The organism is Streptococcus sp. CF8_Ac1-9 (genome assembly GCF_024295565.1).
Classification (GTDB): Bacteria; Bacillota; Bacilli; order Lactobacillales; family Streptococcaceae; genus Streptococcus; species Streptococcus parasanguinis_X.
In genome coordinates this window covers 473,938-492,413 of sequence record NZ_JANCOY010000002.1, presented here as the reverse complement: position 1 = coordinate 492,413, position 18,476 = coordinate 473,938, and the positions used below count along the sequence as shown (strand labels likewise).

The 18,476-nt window shown below is 41.2% G+C and carries 15 protein-coding genes and 2 pseudogenes; 7 read left to right on the top strand and 10 right to left on the bottom strand.

Translation table 11 applies throughout. The features are described 5' to 3' along the window. The first annotated feature begins 95 nt into the window (after window positions 1–95). Window positions 96–1,562 carry a glucose-6-phosphate dehydrogenase gene (gene zwf, locus NML76_RS05765; RefSeq protein WP_201088060.1) on the top strand — a complete coding sequence of 489 codons (1,467 nt, stop codon included), beginning with the start codon at window positions 96–98 and terminating at the stop codon, window positions 1,560–1,562. An 89-nt stretch (window positions 1,563–1,651) separates the two neighbouring features. On the opposite strand, the gene ftsY is transcribed toward zwf, so the two are convergent. The 5 genes from ftsY to rnc are packed head-to-tail and all read right to left on the bottom strand — an operon-like array spanning window position 1,652 to window position 9,153. Next, entirely contained in the window at window positions 1,652–3,310 is a 1,659-nt protein-coding gene (gene ftsY, locus NML76_RS05760; RefSeq protein ID WP_254732958.1) for a signal recognition particle-docking protein FtsY, read from the bottom strand. Continuing rightward, window positions 3,311–4,132, bottom strand: a complete 822-nt coding sequence (locus tag NML76_RS05755) for a Cof-type HAD-IIB family hydrolase (RefSeq protein WP_254732956.1) — start codon at window positions 4,130–4,132, stop codon at window positions 3,311–3,313. After that, window positions 4,129–4,935: a Cof-type HAD-IIB family hydrolase gene (locus NML76_RS05750; RefSeq protein WP_024054730.1), complete on the bottom strand. Its 807-nt coding sequence runs from the start codon at window positions 4,933–4,935 to the stop codon at window positions 4,129–4,131. The genes NML76_RS05755 and NML76_RS05750 overlap by 4 nt, the downstream gene beginning before the upstream one ends. Next, complete coding sequence (gene smc, locus NML76_RS05745; RefSeq protein WP_254732955.1) at window positions 4,925–8,461, bottom strand: chromosome segregation protein SMC; 3,537 nt, start codon at window positions 8,459–8,461, stop codon at window positions 4,925–4,927. Before smc ends, NML76_RS05750 begins: the two co-directional genes overlap by 11 nt. Then, the gene (rnc, locus tag NML76_RS05740) at window positions 8,452–9,153 is read right to left on the bottom strand and encodes a ribonuclease III (protein ID WP_254732953.1); all 702 of its coding nucleotides are present in this window, start codon (window positions 9,151–9,153) and stop codon (window positions 8,452–8,454) included. Before rnc ends, smc begins: the two co-directional genes overlap by 10 nt. 299 nt (window positions 9,154–9,452) lie before the next feature. Between rnc and NML76_RS05735 the strand changes: the two genes are divergently transcribed. The 6 genes and pseudogenes from NML76_RS05735 to NML76_RS05710 all read left to right on the top strand — a co-directional run bounded on the left by NML76_RS05735 (window position 9,453) and on the right by NML76_RS05710 (window position 14,014). Further along, window positions 9,453–9,920 carry a hypothetical protein gene (locus NML76_RS05735; RefSeq protein ID WP_254732951.1) on the top strand — a complete coding sequence of 156 codons (468 nt, stop codon included), beginning with the start codon at window positions 9,453–9,455 and terminating at the stop codon, window positions 9,918–9,920. A gap of 70 nt (window positions 9,921–9,990) precedes the next feature. Then, window positions 9,991–10,947: an SAP domain-containing protein gene (locus tag NML76_RS05730; RefSeq protein WP_254732949.1), complete on the top strand. Its 957-nt coding sequence runs from the start codon at window positions 9,991–9,993 to the stop codon at window positions 10,945–10,947. A gap of 99 nt (window positions 10,948–11,046) precedes the next feature. After that, window positions 11,047–11,265: pseudogene (locus NML76_RS05725) on the top strand (S24 family peptidase); the annotation flags it as partial. A 54-nt stretch (window positions 11,266–11,319) separates the two neighbouring features. Beyond that, on the top strand, window positions 11,320–12,435 hold the full coding sequence (locus NML76_RS05720; RefSeq protein WP_254732947.1) for a hypothetical protein: 1,116 nt from the start codon (window positions 11,320–11,322) through the stop codon (window positions 12,433–12,435). 454 nt (window positions 12,436–12,889) lie between these two features. Beyond that, window positions 12,890–13,342: an Arm DNA-binding domain-containing protein gene (locus NML76_RS05715; protein WP_254732946.1), complete on the top strand. Its 453-nt coding sequence runs from the start codon at window positions 12,890–12,892 to the stop codon at window positions 13,340–13,342. Between the two features lie 18 nt (window positions 13,343–13,360). After that, on the top strand, window positions 13,361–14,014 hold the full coding sequence (locus NML76_RS05710) for a site-specific integrase (protein WP_368077139.1): 654 nt from the start codon (window positions 13,361–13,363) through the stop codon (window positions 14,012–14,014). Window positions 14,015–14,130: 116 nt separating this feature from the next. Here NML76_RS05710 and NML76_RS05705 read toward each other — a convergent pair. From NML76_RS05705 to yycF, 5 genes and pseudogenes are all read right to left on the bottom strand, one after another. Then, window positions 14,131–14,516: pseudogene (locus NML76_RS05705) on the bottom strand (YbaN family protein). A 33-nt stretch (window positions 14,517–14,549) separates the two neighbouring features. Continuing rightward, window positions 14,550–15,095 (bottom strand): hypothetical protein, encoded by a 546-nt coding sequence (locus NML76_RS05700; protein ID WP_254732944.1) that lies wholly within the window; start codon window positions 15,093–15,095, stop codon window positions 14,550–14,552. 148 nt (window positions 15,096–15,243) lie between these two features. Then, window positions 15,244–16,053, bottom strand: coding sequence for an MBL fold metallo-hydrolase (locus NML76_RS05695; RefSeq protein ID WP_023918725.1), 810 nt, complete (start codon window positions 16,051–16,053; stop codon window positions 15,244–15,246). 7 nt (window positions 16,054–16,060) lie between these two features. After that, window positions 16,061–17,413, bottom strand: a complete 1,353-nt coding sequence (gene vicK, locus NML76_RS05690; RefSeq protein WP_254732942.1) for a cell wall metabolism sensor histidine kinase VicK — start codon at window positions 17,411–17,413, stop codon at window positions 16,061–16,063. Beyond that, window positions 17,406–18,107, bottom strand: a complete 702-nt coding sequence (gene yycF, locus NML76_RS05685) for a response regulator YycF (protein WP_003008151.1) — start codon at window positions 18,105–18,107, stop codon at window positions 17,406–17,408. The genes vicK and yycF overlap by 8 nt, the downstream gene beginning before the upstream one ends. Window positions 18,108–18,476 lie beyond the last annotated feature (369 nt).

The following is an 18,476-nucleotide window of genomic DNA, read 5'->3' as shown; positions in this document are numbered from 1 at the left end:
TCCAGCGGAAAATATTCGGAACAACGATTCCATCAAAGAAATCTTGTAGATTTTATGGTAAAATATGGTTAATAAAATAGGAAATAGGTACTTAAATGTCTTCAAAAGTTATTGTAACCATTTTCGGGGCCAGTGGAGATTTAGCCAAGCGCAAACTCTACCCATCCCTTTTTAGACTCTATAAATCAGGAAATCTATCTGAAAACTTTGCGGTTATCGGAACAGCCCGCAGACCATGGAGCAAAGAATACTTTGAATCAGTCGTGGTAGAATCTATCACAGATCTGGCAGATAGCCCTCAACAAGCCCAAGAATTCGCTAGTCATTTCTACTACCAAAGCCACGATGTCAATGATACCGAACATTACATCGCCCTGCGCGAATTGCAAAATAGCTTGGATGAAAAATACCAAACAGAACACAACAAGGTCTTCTTCTTGTCCATGGCTCCTCAATTTTTTGGAACTATTGCCAAACACCTCAAATCAGAAGGGATTGTGGATGGGCAAGGCTTTGAGCGCTTGATCGTTGAAAAACCTTTCGGTACAGACCTAGAAACGGCTAGTCAGCTCAATAAGGAATTGGAAGAAACCTTTGATGAGGAACAAATTTTCCGAATTGACCACTACCTTGGAAAAGAAATGATCCAAAATATCTTTGCCATCCGTTTCGGTAATCTCATTTTTGACAACCTCTGGAACCGAGATTTTATTGACAATATCCAAATTACCTTTGCTGAACGCTTAGGAGTTGAAGAACGTGGTGGCTACTATGATCACTCGGGGGCCCTTCGGGACATGGTGCAAAACCATACCCTTCAGCTTTTGTCATTGCTTGCCATGGATAAACCAGCTACCTTTACTAAGGATGCGATTCGGGCAGAGAAGATTAAAGTTTTTGAGCAATTGCACAACCCAACAGAGGACGAACTAAAGAAATTCTTTATCCGTGGTCAATACCATTCAGGTACGATCGAAGGGAAAAAAGATATCTCTTATCGCAGCGAGCCCAATGTTGATCCTGAATCGACAACAGAGACCTACGCTTCTGGTGCGTTCTTTGTCGATAGCGATCGCTTCCGTGGGGTGCCTTTCTTCTTCCGCACTGGAAAACGCTTGACGCAAAAAGGAACCATGGTCAATGTGGTCTTCAAGCAAACCGACTCCATCTTTGGACATGGCTTGCAACCAAATGTCTTGACCATTTATATCCAACCAAACGAAGGTTTCTCATTGAGCATCAACGGAAAAGAGGTCGGAGAAAAATTCAGTATCGCACCGATTTCCTTTGACTATGAAACAGATGCGACTGCAACTGGAGCTTCCCCAGAGCCTTATGAAAAATTAATTTTTGACGTTTTGAACAATGACTCAACCAATTACAGCCACTGGCACGAAGTTCGTGCTTCATGGCAATTGATTGACCGAATCGAAAAACTATGGGCCGAAAATGGAGCACCACTCTATGAATACAAGTCTGGATCCATGGGACCAACTGCATCCGATGATCTCCTTGCAGAATACGGAGCCGAATGGGTTTGGAAACCTGAACCTAAGAATTAAGGAAAGCCACCTTCGGGTGGTTTTTTTGATAGCGCAAGGAAACAAAAAGACAAATTGTTCTTCCAACAATTTGTCTTTTTTATTCGACTTTAAATCAAGCCTTCCAAGAGACCTCTCATGAAGTTTTCTGAATGGAATGGTCCGATGTCATCAATCTTTTCTCCAAATCCAATCAACTTCACCGGGATGTCCAATTCTTCACGGATCGCAAGAACAACCCCACCTCGAGCCGTTCCATCGATCTTGGTTAATACAATCCCTGTCACAGGCGTTATTTTTGAAAATTCTTTAGCTTGCACCAAGGCATTTTGACCGGTTGAAGCATCCAGGGCCAGCAAGGTTTCATGCGGAGCATCAGGTACCACACGCTTGATAATCCGTCCGATTTTTTCAAGCTCCGCCATGAGGTTGTCCTTGTTTTGCAGACGACCCGCTGTATCAATCATCAGAACATCGATATTTTCAGCGATCGCACGCTCCATTCCATCGAAGACGACGCTAGCAGGATCTGATTTTTCAGGACCTGTTACAACTGGAACATCTACACGGCGTCCCCATTCTGCCAGTTGAGCCACTGCTCCTGCACGGAAAGTATCTGCTGCAACCAACATGACTTTCTTGCCTTCTTGTTTGTAGCGGTGGGCTAACTTCCCGATAGAGGTTGTTTTACCAACTCCGTTGACCCCAACAAAGAGCATGACCGTGAGACCATCTTGAAAACGAATGGCTTCATTAAATTGGCCATCCTTTTCATACAAGTCCACCAATTTTTCGATGATCACACGCTTGAGAGCATCTGGTTTTTTGGCATTTTCCAAACGGGCTTCATAGCGCAACTCTTCGGTTAAATTAGAGGCTACTTGAACCCCAACGTCACTCATGATCAAGAGTTCTTCCAATTCTTCAAAGAATTCTTCATCGACTGAACGGAAATTGGCAAAGAAGGCATTGAGACGTGCTCCAAATCCAGTTCGTGTCTTTTTCAAGCTACGATCATATTTTTCCTGAATGGTTTCTTGCTGAGGCTCAATCTCATCTGGAATTGGCTCTTCTGCCTCTTCAACAGTTCTTTCCTCAACGGTTGATGCGGCTTCTCCTTCAGGAAGTCTAGACTCGGCTTCTGCCACTTCTGAAGTTTCCTCCACTTGAGCAATCGCTTCTGATACTTCAAGTTCTGAAACCTCATCCTGAGCTTCTACTAGTTCTGGAGCCTTCTCTTCTGTCGTGCTCCCTTCCACTAGCTCAGCGTCAGATGATGGAGAGGCAATTGGTGACTCTTCTTCCATTTCTGAACCGTTAGCCCCATCTGCTTCCTCACCATCTTCAGTAACTTCCGCTTCAATTTTCACTTCTTCAAGAGGCTCAGTCTCCGTGTCATCAGCTAGTGGTGAAACTTCTTGAGGAATTGCTTCTGTTTGAGCAGGTTCAAAGGCAACTGGAGACTCCTCTACCGGTTCTTGAACTTCAGGAGTCTCTGAAGTTCCTATTTCTTCAACAAGAGGTTCCTCTGCCGGCTCTTCTTGAGCAACGGTTGAAACAGGTTGATGAGTGGCTGCAATTCGCGCTTTGAGCTCTTGGTAGTAAGCCTCCATATCAGCGATTTTTTGCTCTTCCTTGTCATTTTGGGTAGCCGTAGGCTCCTCTTTGACAGTTTCTTCAACCTCAGTACTTTCCGTCACTTCTTCCGAAGACGGAAGCACTTTTTCAGTTTCTTCTTTTTTTCCAAATAAACGATCAAATAATCCCATTTATTCACTCTCCTTTAGCACATAATTTTCAATCGCCCATGCGACAGCATCTTGGTCATTGGTAACAGGGGCCACCAGCGCTGCAACTTCCTTCACTGCTGGAATCGCATTGCCCATAGCAACCCCCAGTCCAGCCCACTGGATCATAGACAGGTCATTGGCTTCATCTCCACAGGCCATGACTTGATCAGCCTTAAGGCCCAAAATAGAAGCAAGTGCCTCTAAACCTGTCGCCTTGTGAACATTTTTAGGACACCATTCCAGCAACATTTCCCGAGATTTAAAAATTTCATAGTCTTGAAATAACTCCGGCTTGATCTGCTTGATCGCTGCATCTAAAAAGTCTTGATCGACGGCTGTCACACACTTGTTGTAGGAAATCGTGGATGGCAAGTCTTTAAAATCTGTTTCAATAAAGTTCAGGTAGGGATTGTAAAGGGAATAGAGAGACTTTCGATCTGCATGAATCTCATAAACCGTTCCCTCACTGATAGCATCCAGCGGAAGGCCGAGACGGGCTGTTTCATCATGAATGGTTGCGACATCTTCTGGTGCCAAGACAACTTTTGAGAGGATTTCTCCATTATTTCGCTGCACTAGACCACCGTTGAAGGTAATCGTATACTCTTCTTTGAGGCCTGCTGTTCCCAATTCTTCTAAAAGAAAATCCATGGCTTTCAAGGGGCGACCAGTGGTTAGAACCACCTTGACACCTTGAGCCTGCGCAGCAGCGAGGGCTGCTCTATTGCGAGGGGAGATCTTTTTTTCAGAATTGAGAAGGGTCCCATCTAAATCCAGCGCAATCAAGGAAATCTTACTCATACAATCTCCTCCATGTAGCGTAGGACAGAACCCGTCGCATGGTGGCCGATGACTTTTTCAGCAATGGCCAAAATTTCAGGACGTGCATTTTCTGGCGCTACAGGATGGCCCACGACTTGCATCATATGGAGGTCATTTAAGTTATCCCCGAAAGCCATCACCTGATCCATCGAGATCCCTAGTTTATCCGCTAAGGCGGTAATGGCCACTCCCTTATCGACATAATCGAGGACAATATCAATCGATTCAAAACCTGTCGTCATCGCTTTGACACCGGGGATGTTCTCAGTGACCCATTGCTCACCTTCAAGTACAAGAGCCGCATCAAAGTTGGTGGTTAATTTGAAAATTTCATCCTGAATATCTGCTAGGCTTTTCACTTTTTGAATGTTTTCATTGTAGTGCTGACTCAAGGCCAGATAGTCGGGATCTACTGTTTCTAAGACATAGCTTCCTTTTTTCCCAGTCAAAAGCAGTTTATTGGGGTCTGCATAAGGTGAGGATTTCAAAGCCTCAAAAACACCCAAATAAAAGTCTTTGGACATGGTCGCTTCGTAAAGATCTTCTCCATGAAATTCTACCACGCTACCATTTTCAGCAATGAAAATCATTTGATCTTCAAATCCTTTAAAGAGGGATTTGAGAGAAAGGAGGGCACGGCCACTTGCAGCAGCAAAATAGATGCCTTTTTCTTTGCAGCTTGCTAACACCTTGCGTAAAAGGTCTTGATCGTACTGATGTTGGTCATTTAGAAAGGTTCCATCCATATCCGTAGCGATCAATTTAATATCATTATTCTTCATTTTCTAAGTCTTTCAATTTTACTGAGACGATTTTAGAAACCCCAGATTCCTGCATGGTCACACCATAGATGGAATCTGCAGCTGACATGGTTCCCTTCCGGTGCGTCACGACAATAAATTGGCTTTCCTTATCAAAGCGGTTCAGATAATCTCCAAAGCGCTTGACATTGGCCTCATCTAGGGCAGCCTCTACCTCATCTAGAATGACAAATGGAATGGTCTTGACACGAATAATCGAGAACAGGAGAGCCAAGGCAGACAAGGCCTTTTCTCCACCACTCATGAGGTTTAAGGATTGGATTTTTTTACCAGGTGGCTGCACAGAAATCTCAACACCAGCTGTCAGAAGATCTGGCTCTGTCAGAATCAAATCAGCAGAACCCCCACCAAACATTTGACGGAAAGTGACTTTAAAGGATTCACGAATGGCTTCAAAAGTTGATTTAAAGCGTTCCTTGACCTCGTCATTCATGTCGTTGATGGTAGACAGAAGCATATTTTTCGCAGCCAAGACATCCTCACGCTGGCTGGAAAGGAAATCAAAGCGCCCCTTCACCTCGTCGTACTGCTCGATCGCATCCACATTGACTGGACCAAGTGCCTTAATATCTTTTTCGATGCTCTTGAGCTGGTTTTCAGCTGCTGCAAGATTTTCAACAGGTTTGGCCTGTTCTTTGGCTTGGTCAAAGCTTTGCATGAATTCATCGGTAATTTGCGTTAAGAGTTTGTTCAAACGATCCGCATGCTTTTCACGTGTCGCTTCAGCCTTGGCTTGTTGACGAATCCACTCTTCGTTTTTCTTGCGAGCTTGTTCCATCTGTTCTGCCACATCTTCGGCCTGGCCTTCCAAATCATCTAGCTCAAAGCGTTTCCGAATGACCCCTTGTTCCAAGTCCGTTTTCTTGGCTTGGGCCTGTGCCAATTGATTGGCTAGCTGCTCCACATCTACTGTTTGAACTTGGGCATCGCCTTGTTCAATCAGCAATTGCAACTGATGCTCTTCTACTTCCAACTGGGAGATCGTTTCTTCCAAGCGACGAGCATCTGTTTGCTCGTAGCTTTGTTGGCTCAACCATTCCGTCTGTTGAAGTCGCAATTCTGCCAATTGCTCTTGCAGGTTTTGTACCTTTTGTTGCAGAACATCTTTATCCGACTTCATGGTTTCAATATCGCGGTTCAAGTTTTCTTTTTGAAGCTCAATTTCTGCCAATTGCTCGGTAAGGGACTCCAGCTCTTCTTGAAGAGACTGGGTCGCATCTGTTGCCAATTCTGACTTCAAAGCTTCTAAGAGTTCCTGAATTTCTTTCAGTTGCTCTTGGCTTTGTTGGTAGGCCAATTGGGCCCGCTGTTGCTCCAGACGCGCTTGCTCACCTTGGCTTTGAATAGAGGCCAGGTATTCTTGCGCCTGCTTGAGCAGATTGTCCTTGGTCTCGACCTCCTGCTCTGCTTCTCTCAAACGAGCATCCAGAGCTTGCATTTCCTGCTTCAAACTATCCAATTCTGGTTTGACAAAGACCGTATTTTGGGAACGATTGGCACCACCGGCATATGATCCTCCGGTCCGCAATTCAGTCCCATCCAAGGTCACCATCCGAACTTGATAGTTGACTTTACGGGCCGCCTCACGCGCATGCTCCGTCGTATCAAAGATGGCCGTTACGCCAAGCAGGTTTTGGAAAATCTGTTCAAAACGATGCTCATAGGTCACTAAGTCACTCGCAATTCCTAGAAATCCTGCACTGGCTTGAATCAATTCTAGATTCCGAGGGGATAGTTGACGAGCTTTGATCGTCGTGAGCGGAAGGAAAGTTGCCCGTCCCAAGCGATTGCGTTTCAAGAAATCGATCGCTCGCGTTGCAGCCTTTTCATCTTCGACAATGATCTGTTGGCTGCTAGCTCCCAGAGCAATTTCAAGCGCCGTCTGGTAGTCTTTTGAGAAACTCAAATTCTCACTAACAGCCCCACAGATGCCTCCTAACCGTTCTGCTTCTTGCAAAACGCTCTTGACGCCTGCATAGAAGTTACTATGGTTCTTCTGAATAGCTTCCAAGCTATTGATCCGCGCCCGCTTATTCTTGCTCTCATCCATCAAGTCAAACATGGCCGCTTGAGCCTCTTGGTAGGCAGCTTTGGCCTGCTCCACTTTTACCAATTGCTCTTGGTATTCTGCTAATAGGCCTTTGACCGTCGCTTGTGCCTGATCCAACTCCTCTAATTGTCGGACTTCTTTTTCCTTGGCAGTTTCAAAGTTTGTTTGTGCTTTGGTCAAATCCTCTTGACGATGGCTTGATTCTTGCAGGAGTGCTTGGATCCGGCTCTCAATGGCTGTCCGCTCATTCGATTTTTCAGCCTCCGTCTGCAAGAGCGCGACATACTGCTCGCGTAGATGCTCAATGACTTGTTCCGGATCTTCTTCGTAGTTGGCTAATTCTTTTTCCAACTCTTCTTGTTGCTGACGGTTCTCTGTCAGCCTTTGTTGAAGCACAGCTAACGTCTCTTGTTTTTGAGCCAGCTCTTGTTTCGCTTCTTCCAGACGGGCCAAAACAGCATCCAGCCGCTCAAGATTTTCCCTGCGACTATGGGCTGCTTGACTCGATTGCAACTTAGCTACTTCGATTTGCTTTTCTAAATCACTGATCAAACGAGTGACCTCAAGCAAGCTGGCCTGGTCCTCAGCTAAGCTCTCATCCAACTGATGACGGGCTTTCTTGATACGTACATTGTCTTCTTCTAAGACCTGACGACGTTGGTAATAAGAGGCCAACTTTTCTTGAATGGCCTTTTCTTCTTGATCAGCCTTTTCGTAGAGCTCTTTTGTCAAATCAACTTGAGCGACCAAAACATCCAGCAAGAGAACCTGCCGTTCTTGATCTAATTTCAAGAAACGGCGAGCGACAGTCGCTTGCTTTTCAAGAGGTTGGATCTGTCCTTCTAATTCATAGAGGATGTCCTCCAGACGGTCCAAATTCTCCTGGGTTTGGTTGAGTTTGGTCTCGGTTTCCTTACGCCGCGTCTTAAATTTCAAGACACCAGCAGCTTCTTCAAAGATAGCCCGGCGTTCTTCCGGTTTGGAGTTAAAGATCTCCTCTACCCGTCCTTGGGAGATAATAGAGAAGGAATCACGTCCCAATCCCGTATCCATGAACAGATCATGCACATCTCTGAGACGTACTTTCTTGCCGTCGATCTTGTACTCGCTGTCTCCTGAACGATAAATATGCCGTTCGACACGAATTTCTTTCCCCGCTTGTTGGATAAAACCATCCTGGTTATCTAAGACAACCGTGACACAAGCATAATTCAGCGGTTTACGCGATTCTGTCCCTGCAAAGATGACATCGGGCATCTTGCCCCCACGTAGACTCTTGACACTGGATTCCCCCAAGGCCCACCGTAGGCTCTCTGTGATATTTGATTTTCCAGATCCATTAGGCCCTACAACGGCAGTAACCCCTTTGTCAAATACGACCTTAGTCTTATCTGCAAAGGATTTGAAGCCTTGGATTTCAATCTCTTTTAGATACATGAGCCATCATTCCTCGTTTCAACTGCATTGCGGGCTGCTTCCTGTTCCGCTAATTTCTTGGAGCGACCATGACCGTGTCCTAGGGTTTTGCCGTTCACGAACACTTCCACTTCAAACTCTTTTGCATGAGCAGGACCGGACTCGCTGACCACTTGGTACTGGATCTCCACATCCCCATGAACCTGCAACAGTTCTTGCAGGCGGGTCTTGTAGTCAATGACTTGAGAAAATTGACCCGTCTCAACCTTAGGAATCATGACCTGATAGATGAAGCGTTTGACCGCTTCCACACCTTGATCTAAGAGCAAGGCACCTAAAAAGGCTTCAAACAAATCGCCAAGAATCGTATCACGGTCCCGACCACCTGATTTTTCCTCGCCTTTGCCTAGTTTGATATAACGGTCAAATTGGCAATCCCGAGAAAAACCAGCCAAACTTTCTTCACGGACAATCATGGAACGGAATTTAGACAAATCTCCCTCCGGTCTGTTGGGGTGTTCCTTATACAAATATTCGGAAATAACTAATTGAAGAACAGCGTCTCCTAAAAATTCCAAACGTTCGTTATGTGAAATTTTTAAGAGGCGGTGCTCATTGGCATAAGACGTGTGTGTAAAAGCTGTATCTAATAAACTGCTATCTGAAAAAACGATCTGAAACCGTTCCGATAACAGGGCTTGTAATTTCTCCATAGGAAGCCTACTTTCTAATAAATTCATACCTTTAAGTATACCAAAAATTTATAATGAATGCTATCAGATATCAGTTTGGTACAGTTAGATATTGATTAAAATAATTGAATACCGCGTTTGTAAATTTACTTCATGAACTATAATTATCTTCAACATACGCAATTCTAAATCTTATTAAACTAACACCCATTTCTCTTGGTAGATTTTATTTCTTCACTTCCTTATTATTTCATTCCCTATTGTTATTTGTTATAATTAAAACAGAAACGTTTAGGATTGAAACAATAAGGAGAATTACTATGAAAATAGGAGTTAGAAAACCTAGTCTTTCAAAAAGTCTAAAAGCTCGTACAACATCTAAATTAAAGAGACAGGTCAAACGAGCAGTTATACCAACTTACGGCCAAAAAGGGACAGGCCTTATTAAAAATCCTAAGCGTGCTATCTACAACAAAATTTACAATCAAACTACTGTCGATGCTTTAGGAAGCATAAAAAAAGGAAAATCACAGAAACAAAATCAAGCGATTAACACACTGGTTGATAAAAAAATCCACCCTGCATCTTCGTGGTACTTTCCAGTGGGGTTGCTTGCGTTTTGCACCTTGTTGTATTTCGTCATAAACCCAACAATTGGATTTATTCTTTTGTGTTTGACTATTATTTTATATATTGTAAACATCAAAAATAATCCTTTTAAAACCAAAAAAGATATCCAAGAAGCCTTGGACGAAATTCAGAAATCTGAAGAATTAACCTCGAAATAGAGAGGTTATGAACAATGATGGTTGGATCCTTGAACATGAATAAGTGATATTGTTAATGAAAGGATAATAAATGGGTTTTATAAAGAAGATGTTTGATCATTTCAAACAAACTGCTACTGCTACTGAAATTAATAAGATAAAACGTGAAGATGATACGCTACAAATTGGTGATATAGTTCTTTTGTATTGGATCGATACAAACAATGGGGATTTTTTCCCATCATATTTTGAACAGGAATATAAAATCAACCCTCAACTTCATAGAAATAAATTAATCCGACTAGGATTGCTGACATTTCAAAAATCAGAAAAAAGTTTATCGAAACTTAAAGTTGCAGAGCTAAAAGAGATTTTAAAAGTTAAGTCTTTGTCAGTTAGTGGTAAAAAATATGACCTCATACAAAGAATTATGAATAATTTTGATCTGCTAGAAGATAGTATCCCATCATCGATTTGTACCACGAATACAGGGCAACAGATTTTAATTAATTACGAAGGTCTTATTAGAGCACACAAAGATCCATATATATCAGCATTTGAATATATGGAATACTCTGAAAATGACTCTTACCTTTCATATGACATTATTAAAATTAAAATTTTGAACGACCGGATCAATAACAATATCAACTCTAAATTATTTGGCCTTGTTAGAAATGACTGCCATGCTTTTGGTTGCTTCTTTCTAGATAAGAAAGATTATAAGTTAGCATTAAAATATTTTATCGAAACAATGTTATTTGATTGTTCTGGGCTTAGTAATAGTTATGAGTATATACAAGGTCCTGTTTATATACCACCTATGACTAATAGTTATGTTGTTACAACTATCCGCAATATCGCAGAAGAGTGCGACTTAGATGATTATAATTCCGCATTTGAACTTGCAAAAAAAGAAATCAAAAGCTTGAAGAAAAAAATGTTTCTTACAAAAGGAGACTTTAGTTTTATTAAAAGTAACCTTCTGACAGAAGACCTTTTCGTAATAGAAGAATATCTTAAAAAATACAGTGAATTCGCCCTTTAATTCTTAATAGACAGCTGGCATTCATCAATAAACATTGATTTCGGCGGTCCTTAAAATGTAAATAGGAATTAAAAGAGGAGGTTCATTGTGCTCATTTTTGGTGATTATGTATTTGTAAAATTGACAGTAGAATTTCCAAGTGAAACAGTTGGAGTGTTTGACTACGAGGGAGAAGCCTATATCAAACAACTGTTAATAGAAAAAGATAAGGCATATCTAAGAAGCTTTAACAATAAATACAAAGATACACCGATTGATTCAAACAGTGATTTTAGGATCATTGGTAAAGTTGTGGATGTGTACAGGGAAGAAAAATAAAAACCATCGCAGACGAAACGATGGTAATTATATAAACAGCAAAGAGGATTAATAATGTCTCATAAAAATCAATTTGAAATCTATCAATTTAACAATCGTGCAAAATATTGGCTTGTCCGAGCTGATGGTGGAAAGTACTATGACGACTTTAAGTACAATCATTTTATCTCTATTCATCACAATCAAGTCACATTAGCAGATCTTCAAACAACAAATTTGCTTTTAACAGCAGAAAAAACAATAGAACACTATAAGCAGCAAATTACGAACGTGTATCATGATGAAGAACTTTCAAAACACCAAATCACGTTTACTGCTAAACGGCTCTACAGTTTTGTGGAAGATATGAGTATCGGGGATTATGTTATCGTTCCATCATTTAAGTCGAATTATTTCTTAATTGGACAGATTACAAGTGACGTTTATGAAAAAGATATAGCAGATGAAAAACTAACTTTAAACCACGGTTATGAGAAATCTACAGATATCAAACGTAGAAATGTAAACTGGATTAACGAGGTTCCTCGTAGTAAAGTAAACTCCAAATTTTTATATAGTACACTGACCGTCCATCACACTATCTTTAATATTACTGATCTATCTAAATATATTGATGGTCTAATATCGCCACTCTACTTTAAAGATGGGAAATTACACCTTTGGTTGAGGGTTAACACCAAGGATCCTATCACATCAAGTATGTGGAAAAATCTATATTCTATCATCGATAAGTATAAAAACTCTGAAATTGATGAAGAAATTATTGCTACATCAAACGTAGAGAGCCCCGGAATAATAACTTTGCAATCGATCGGCCAATTCATATCAGACAATCATTGGATGCTGAACTCAGGTTTAATTGGACTAGGTCTCTTGTTTGGAGATATTGATATCATGGGTATTAAAGTAAAGGGACTCCTTCCTTACTTACACCAAAGAAAAACAGCCAGTTTGGAAGAACGCAAATTGGCTGTAGAAGTTGAGACAATGGAAAAAGATTCCGAATTGAAAGATATACAACGAGAAATAGAAAAAGAGAAAGCCCGTCAAGAATTGGAATCTTTAAGAGAGGTAAGGGCTTTTGATATCAGCGTCGACTCACCTAGTGTTTCTTACGAAAACGAATTCCAAATGCAAACAGATTCCAATGGGAATCAGGATGAGGGATAATTTTTATCACTAAAATAAAAATCAAAAAAGTAATTAAAATTATACGCTTGTCTAAAAAGAAAAAAATGAGAGAAAAAAAGGAAAACAACAATAGATATCCCAAAAGGATTTGAATGATTTTCATATTGATTCCTCCCCTTTATTTTAATTCGATTTTAACAAAATCAAGTTGATTAGTAAAGGAATATGACAAAATAAAAGATAGGCTTTTTTCTTGACCTTCCCTTTATTTAGGGTTAGAATTATATCATAAGGTCGCTTGACGACAAAATATATGATGCTATCCTGAGAGGACAATTCTAGCCTTACTCTTATGAGTAGGGCTCTTATTTTTTAAAAATCTCCACACCGCCGACAAAAGCAAGTTGAATATAAAACAAAAAAACCGCCCCGAAAAATGGGACGCTAGATAGGAAAGATATTATATATTATAGTATAATATCGAGTTAATATTATGACTAAAAAATATTTAACCAAAGACGGAGAAACTCGCTATATGCTCCAAGCATATTTTGGAGTAGACCCGTTTACTGGCAAGCAAAAACGCACGACCCGTAGAGGTTTTAAAACGCAAAAGGACGCAAAGAAAGCAGAACGTGAGCTACTGCTATCAATCGAAGAAAATGGATTTACAGATCACTCCAGCAAACCGATATTTAAAGAGATGGCTGATCTCTGGTTGGAAAGCTATGAAACAACTGTAAAGCCTACGACATACCAAAATACAAAGAATTATCTCAACGCTATCATAGAGCATCATTTTAAGGATATTCGAATAGAGAGCGTGTCCGTGGCTATGATGCAAAAGATCGTAATTGAATTAAGCAAGAAATACGTGACTTACTTAAACTATCTGTCGATCATTAACAGGATATTTAAGTACGCTGTGCATCTCGATATTATCTAGACCAATCCAGTTGATAGGATCATACGACCAAAGCAGCAGAAACCAAGGAAAGAAAAAGTAGCATTAACCAAAAAAGAATTAAACAAATTTCTCACGCTATCAAAGAAAGATGCACGGCCTATATTATATACTGCATGGCATACACTGGCCTATACTGGATTAAGACGAGGGGAATTGCTGGGCCTTGAATGGTCTGATATTGATTTTAAAAACAAGACGATATCAGTCAGCAAGACACTTTTCACAATCAATGGGAAGTTGTCTACTCAGTCGCCAAAAACCAAACGTAGCGCACGTACGATCTCACTAGATGATAGTACGGTACAGATACTCAAAGAATGGAAATTAGAACAGAAGAAACTATTTTTTAAACATGGTATCAAGTCTAAAAATATCATCATCACGAATACCAAGGGCAACTACTTCGACTTTGCCCACTTTCGGGACGAACTGCGATGTTTCCTTGGTAAGCACAAACTGAAACAATTCAGCGTGCATAGTCTGAGACACACGCACGCAAGTCTACTCTTTGAAGCTGGCATAGAACCTAAAACAATATCAGATAGATTAGGTCACTCAAATATCCAAACAACACTAGATATGTACACACACTTAAATGATAAACAGCGGTCAGATGTTGCAGATCTCTTATTAAAATTCCTTGAAGCGTAGTCAAAAACGTAGTCAATGCACGAAAATCCTTGATACACAAGGGTTTTTCCTTTTATAGCAAAAAAGAAGCACGAACGCACTTCTTTTCCTAGTTCTAGGGCCTGATTTCTCCAATTTTAATCAGGATTTTCTTCTGTTGGATTTTCAGGCTTATTAGGGATCACTTTTAAGAGATAATAGGTGATAAAAATCGTCAAAGCCCCTAGAGCAAGCTTCACCCAAATAATCGGTGCCAGATAGATCGAAATCCCCATCAGAATGTAGATCTGAAGAGGATCCATTTCTTCCGTTCTTTGACAATCGATTTGGTCTCTCGGTAATCCGCTACATAGGTTTGATAAAGCTTGGTTTGGTAGAGCCAAGTTTCAAAGCGTTTGGAACTTTTAGCAAAGCAGGCCATCGATAGCAATAAAAAGGGAGTCGTCGGTAAAATCGGCAAAGGAATCCCAATAATTCCTAATCCCAAAGACACAAAACCAATCGTAAGATAAACAAGGCGCATTTACTTCTCCTTTGTATGTTTCTTTTTTCGTAATCACTCTACAGCGTTCACATCTGACATTTGAAGCTTCATCTTAGATGGGTCTGACATTCCATCGACAATCTTCATTTGCTCCTCGTTCAATGGCAACAATATCATAGTTGCTGTATGAGAGGGTAATTCACCACTATCTTTGATGAAATAGCTAACCTTTTGATTCTCAAAAATAGTCTTGCTATCATAAGACCACGTAATTGAAAAATTTAAATCTTTCTTGATATCTACATCTGTCTTATTGACCAGCATGAGTGCAGCTCTTCCTTCAGAAATAGCTCCCGTGAAGTAGAGCGCCATATTACCTTCACTTCCGAGTTCAGGATGGTCCTTGACCAATTTTTTTCCTAACTCAATTAGCTCAGATGTTTTACCTTCATACTGAGGTGCTACTACAAATTTCAAACCTTTTTCTTCTTTAGAAGACTCTGATACTTTTGTTTCCTTCATCGTTTGATTGGAAGTTGACTCTTTCGTATCTTGCTTAGACTGACTACAAGCAGTTAAAGCAACCAAACTAGCCAGTAATAACATCATTTTTTTCATTTATTATCTCTCCTCTACTCTCGTGACTCTCACTCAGAATTCATTCTTTCCTATCATACACGAATTTTGGGTAAAGAGCAAATTCATTACTAGATATAGATTTCCTCAAATAGACATATAAAAAACCACCCGAAGGTGGTTTTCTATCTTATATCTTCGTCAAAGGGGTCGCGGTATCTGGCGAGGTATCTAGCACCTCAAAATCATGGCCGACAGCTAGATCTGCTCGAGCCAGTTGATTCTCCATGGTCATATGAGCCAATTCTTTGATATTGTTCTCTTTTGACAAATGTCCCAGATAAATCTTCTTGGTACGATTTCCCAAGGTTCGGATCATGGCATCTGCACCGTCTTCGTTAGAAAGGTGGCCTAGGTCTGACAAGATCCGCTGCTTCAAGCGCCAAGCATACGAACCTGCTCGAAGGATCTCTACATCATGGTTGGACTCAATCAGATAGCCATCAGCATCTGCGACGATTCCTGCCAAGCGATCACTCACATAGCCCGTATCCGTCAGCATGACGAAGCTCTTGCCATCCTTCATAAAGCGATAGAATTGAGGGGCTGCAGCATCGTGACTGACCCCAAAACTTTCGATATCGATATCGCCAAATGTCTTGGTCTTCCCCATTTCAAAGATGTGCTTTTGAGCATCATCAACCTTGCCTAGATACTTGGTGCCTTCCATAGCCTTCCAAGTTGCTTCATTAGCATATAGATCCATGCCATATTTCCGCGCTAAAACACCCACACCATGGATATGGTCTGAGTGTTCGTGCGTAATCAAAATGGCATCTAAGTCTTCTGGTTTGCGATCAATTTCAGCCAATAGTCCCGTAATCTTTTTCCCTGATAGGCCTGCATCAATAAGCAGTTTTTTCTTTGGCGTCTCAAGGTAGAAAGAATTCCCACTAGAACCTGAAGCTAAAATACTATACTTAAATCCCTCTTCTGTCATTGACTCCTTATTCTTCCTCTTCTGTATCCCAGTCGTCTTTAATAGCATCTTTGTCGTACGGCAAGACAATGGTAAAAGTAGATCCCTTGCCATATTCACTCTTGGCCCAAATAAAGCCCTTGTGTTGCTTAACGATCTCCTTAGCAATGGCTAAGCCTAGACCAGTCCCACCTTGGGCCCGGCTACGCGCCTTATCCACTCGGTAAAAGCGATCAAAAATGCGTGGCAAGTCTTTCTTGGGAATTCCCAAGCCCTCATCTGAAATGGAAATAATCAACTGGGCATCCGTCGTTTTCATCCCTACCTTGATTTTTCCACCATCAGGTGAGTACTTGATGGCATTGTTCAAGATATTGTCGATCACCTGGGTCATTTTATCCGTATCAATTTCAACCCAGATCGGGGTGATCGGGTATTCCCGGATCAGTTCATACTTCTTGGTATCTTCTTGCGATTGACTCTTGATCTTATCAAACCGGTTCAAAATAAAGGTGATAAAGGCCGTAAAGTTGGTCAACTCGATGTCCAACTGACTGGTTTCATTATCGATTCGTGACAAGCTTAATAGATCTGTGACCATGCGCATCATGCGGTTGGTTTCATTGAGTGAAACTTTGACAAAATCTGGTGCTACTGGCTCTGACAAAGCGCCATCGTCCAGGGCTTCCAGATAGGATTTCACACTGGTCAAAGGTGTCCGTAATTCATGACTCACATTGGAGACAAAGAGGCGACGTTCCCGCTCTTCCTTGTCCTGCTCCGTCGTATCATGCAAGACAGCTACTAGACCAGAGATAAAACCTGACTCGCGACGAATCAAGGCAAAGCGCACACGAAGACTTAAGTATTCCCCATTTTCATCCTGGGAATCGATGGTCAACTCTGGTACTTCTGTAATCAAGCTGCGCAGATCATACTCGTCTCCAAGCGAAAGCAAATCCAGAATACTGGTATTGAGCACCTCATCTGGATTGACATTCAATTGCTTGGCGGCCATTTCATTGACCATGATGATCTGACCACGTCTATTGGTCGCAAGCACCCCATCTGTCATGTAAGAAAGGATACTGGTCAAACGCTTGGTTTCTTGTTCCAAGTTTTCATGCGTCAGGCGAATAACCTCAGACAGATCATTGATACTATTGGTCATATCTGTCAGTTCTGGACTCCCTTGCATGTCGACCACTTCAGAATAGTCCCCTGCAATCAGATCCTTAATTTTGGCGTTTAATTGTCTGAGCTTAATATTGTCCCTACGGTTTTCTAACAAAAGCAAGGCTACCACAATGATAAACCCAACCGTAATCAGAACAAAGACAAAGTTCGACGACATTACAAATTGTTTTAGTTGATCAATCATTGTTTCTCATATAATATCCAACACCACGACGGGTCAAGATATATTCTGGACGTCCCGGTGTGTCCTCGATTTTTTCACGCAAACGACGAACCGTCACGTCTACTGTCCGAACATCACCAAAGTAATCATAGCCCCACACCGTCTCAAGAAGGTGCTCACGGGTCATCACTTGACCGACATGGGTCGCAAGGTGATAGAGCAATTCAAATTCGCGATGGGTCAAGTCCAATTCTTTGTTGCCTTTTTGAACCAAGAAAGCATCTGGAAGAATGTGAAGATCACCAATGACAATTTCCGTATCGGCCTCATTTTCAAGCTGAGGATCAGCCGCAAACTCAGAACGACGCAACAAGGCTTTCACACGCGCTTGCAATTCCCGATTCGAGAAGGGTTTGGTGACATAGTCATCCGCCCCGATTTCAAGCCCAATGACCTTATCAAATTCCGTATCCTTAGCAGATAGGACAATGATCGGCACATTGCTAGTCTTACGAATCGTCCGCGCCACTTCCAAGCCATCAATCTCTGGCAACATCAAATCTAGAATAATGATATCCGGATTTTCAGCCGCAAAGACCTCTAAAGCTTCCCGACCATCAAAGGCTGTCAATACCTCATAGCCTTCTTTTGCCATGTTAAATTTGATAATATCTGAAATTGGTTTTTCATCATCAACTACTAATATTTTTTTCATCTTACATACCCGTTTCTAATGCTACTTTTCCTTATCAATCTCTATCTTCTTATTATATCAAACTTATGAAGAAATGTGGAGTCTCAATTGCTGGACTTTCCAATAAGACAAAGCAAAAAGACTGAGATCGTTACATCTCAATCTTTTTATTTTTTCATTATTTCTCAACACGTGATTTGTTGGCGATATCAGCTAGGATTCCTGCTACATACTCATCATGTTTAAACATTAAAACGGTATCTACTTTCAGAGGAGATATCGTTTTTCTTCTTCGGATAAGGATACAAAAATTTCTGCCTTCACTATCTTTTAAATTAATTGATTTCTTCAGAGAAAGACTGTAAAATTTTTGATATAATGTCAAGGATG

Bases quoted from the DNA above. Each gene is read 5' to 3' on its own strand.
- zwf (WP_201088060.1), top strand. From the start codon at position 96: ATGTCTTCAAAAGTTATTGTAACCATTTTCGGGGCCAGTGGAGATTTA.
- ftsY (WP_254732958.1), bottom strand. From the start codon at position 3,310: ATGGGATTATTTGATCGTTTATTTGGAAAAAAAGAAGAAACTGAAAAA.
- NML76_RS05755 (WP_254732956.1), bottom strand. From the start codon at position 4,132: ATGAGTAAGATTTCCTTGATTGCGCTGGATTTAGATGGGACCCTTCTC.
- NML76_RS05750 (WP_024054730.1), bottom strand. From the start codon at position 4,935: ATGAAGAATAATGATATTAAATTGATCGCTACGGATATGGATGGAACC.
- smc (WP_254732955.1), bottom strand. From the start codon at position 8,461: ATGTATCTAAAAGAGATTGAAATCCAAGGCTTCAAATCCTTTGCAGAT.
- rnc (WP_254732953.1), bottom strand. From the start codon at position 9,153: ATGGAGAAATTACAAGCCCTGTTATCGGAACGGTTTCAGATCGTTTTT.
- NML76_RS05735 (WP_254732951.1), top strand. From the start codon at position 9,453: ATGAAAATAGGAGTTAGAAAACCTAGTCTTTCAAAAAGTCTAAAAGCT.
- NML76_RS05730 (WP_254732949.1), top strand. From the start codon at position 9,991: ATGGGTTTTATAAAGAAGATGTTTGATCATTTCAAACAAACTGCTACT.
- NML76_RS05720 (WP_254732947.1), top strand. From the start codon at position 11,320: ATGTCTCATAAAAATCAATTTGAAATCTATCAATTTAACAATCGTGCA.
- NML76_RS05715 (WP_254732946.1), top strand. From the start codon at position 12,890: ATGACTAAAAAATATTTAACCAAAGACGGAGAAACTCGCTATATGCTC.
- NML76_RS05700 (WP_254732944.1), bottom strand. From the start codon at position 15,095: ATGAAAAAAATGATGTTATTACTGGCTAGTTTGGTTGCTTTAACTGCT.
- NML76_RS05695 (WP_023918725.1), bottom strand. From the start codon at position 16,053: ATGACAGAAGAGGGATTTAAGTATAGTATTTTAGCTTCAGGTTCTAGT.
- vicK (WP_254732942.1), bottom strand. From the start codon at position 17,413: ATGATTGATCAACTAAAACAATTTGTAATGTCGTCGAACTTTGTCTTT.
- yycF (WP_003008151.1), bottom strand. From the start codon at position 18,107: ATGAAAAAAATATTAGTAGTTGATGATGAAAAACCAATTTCAGATATT.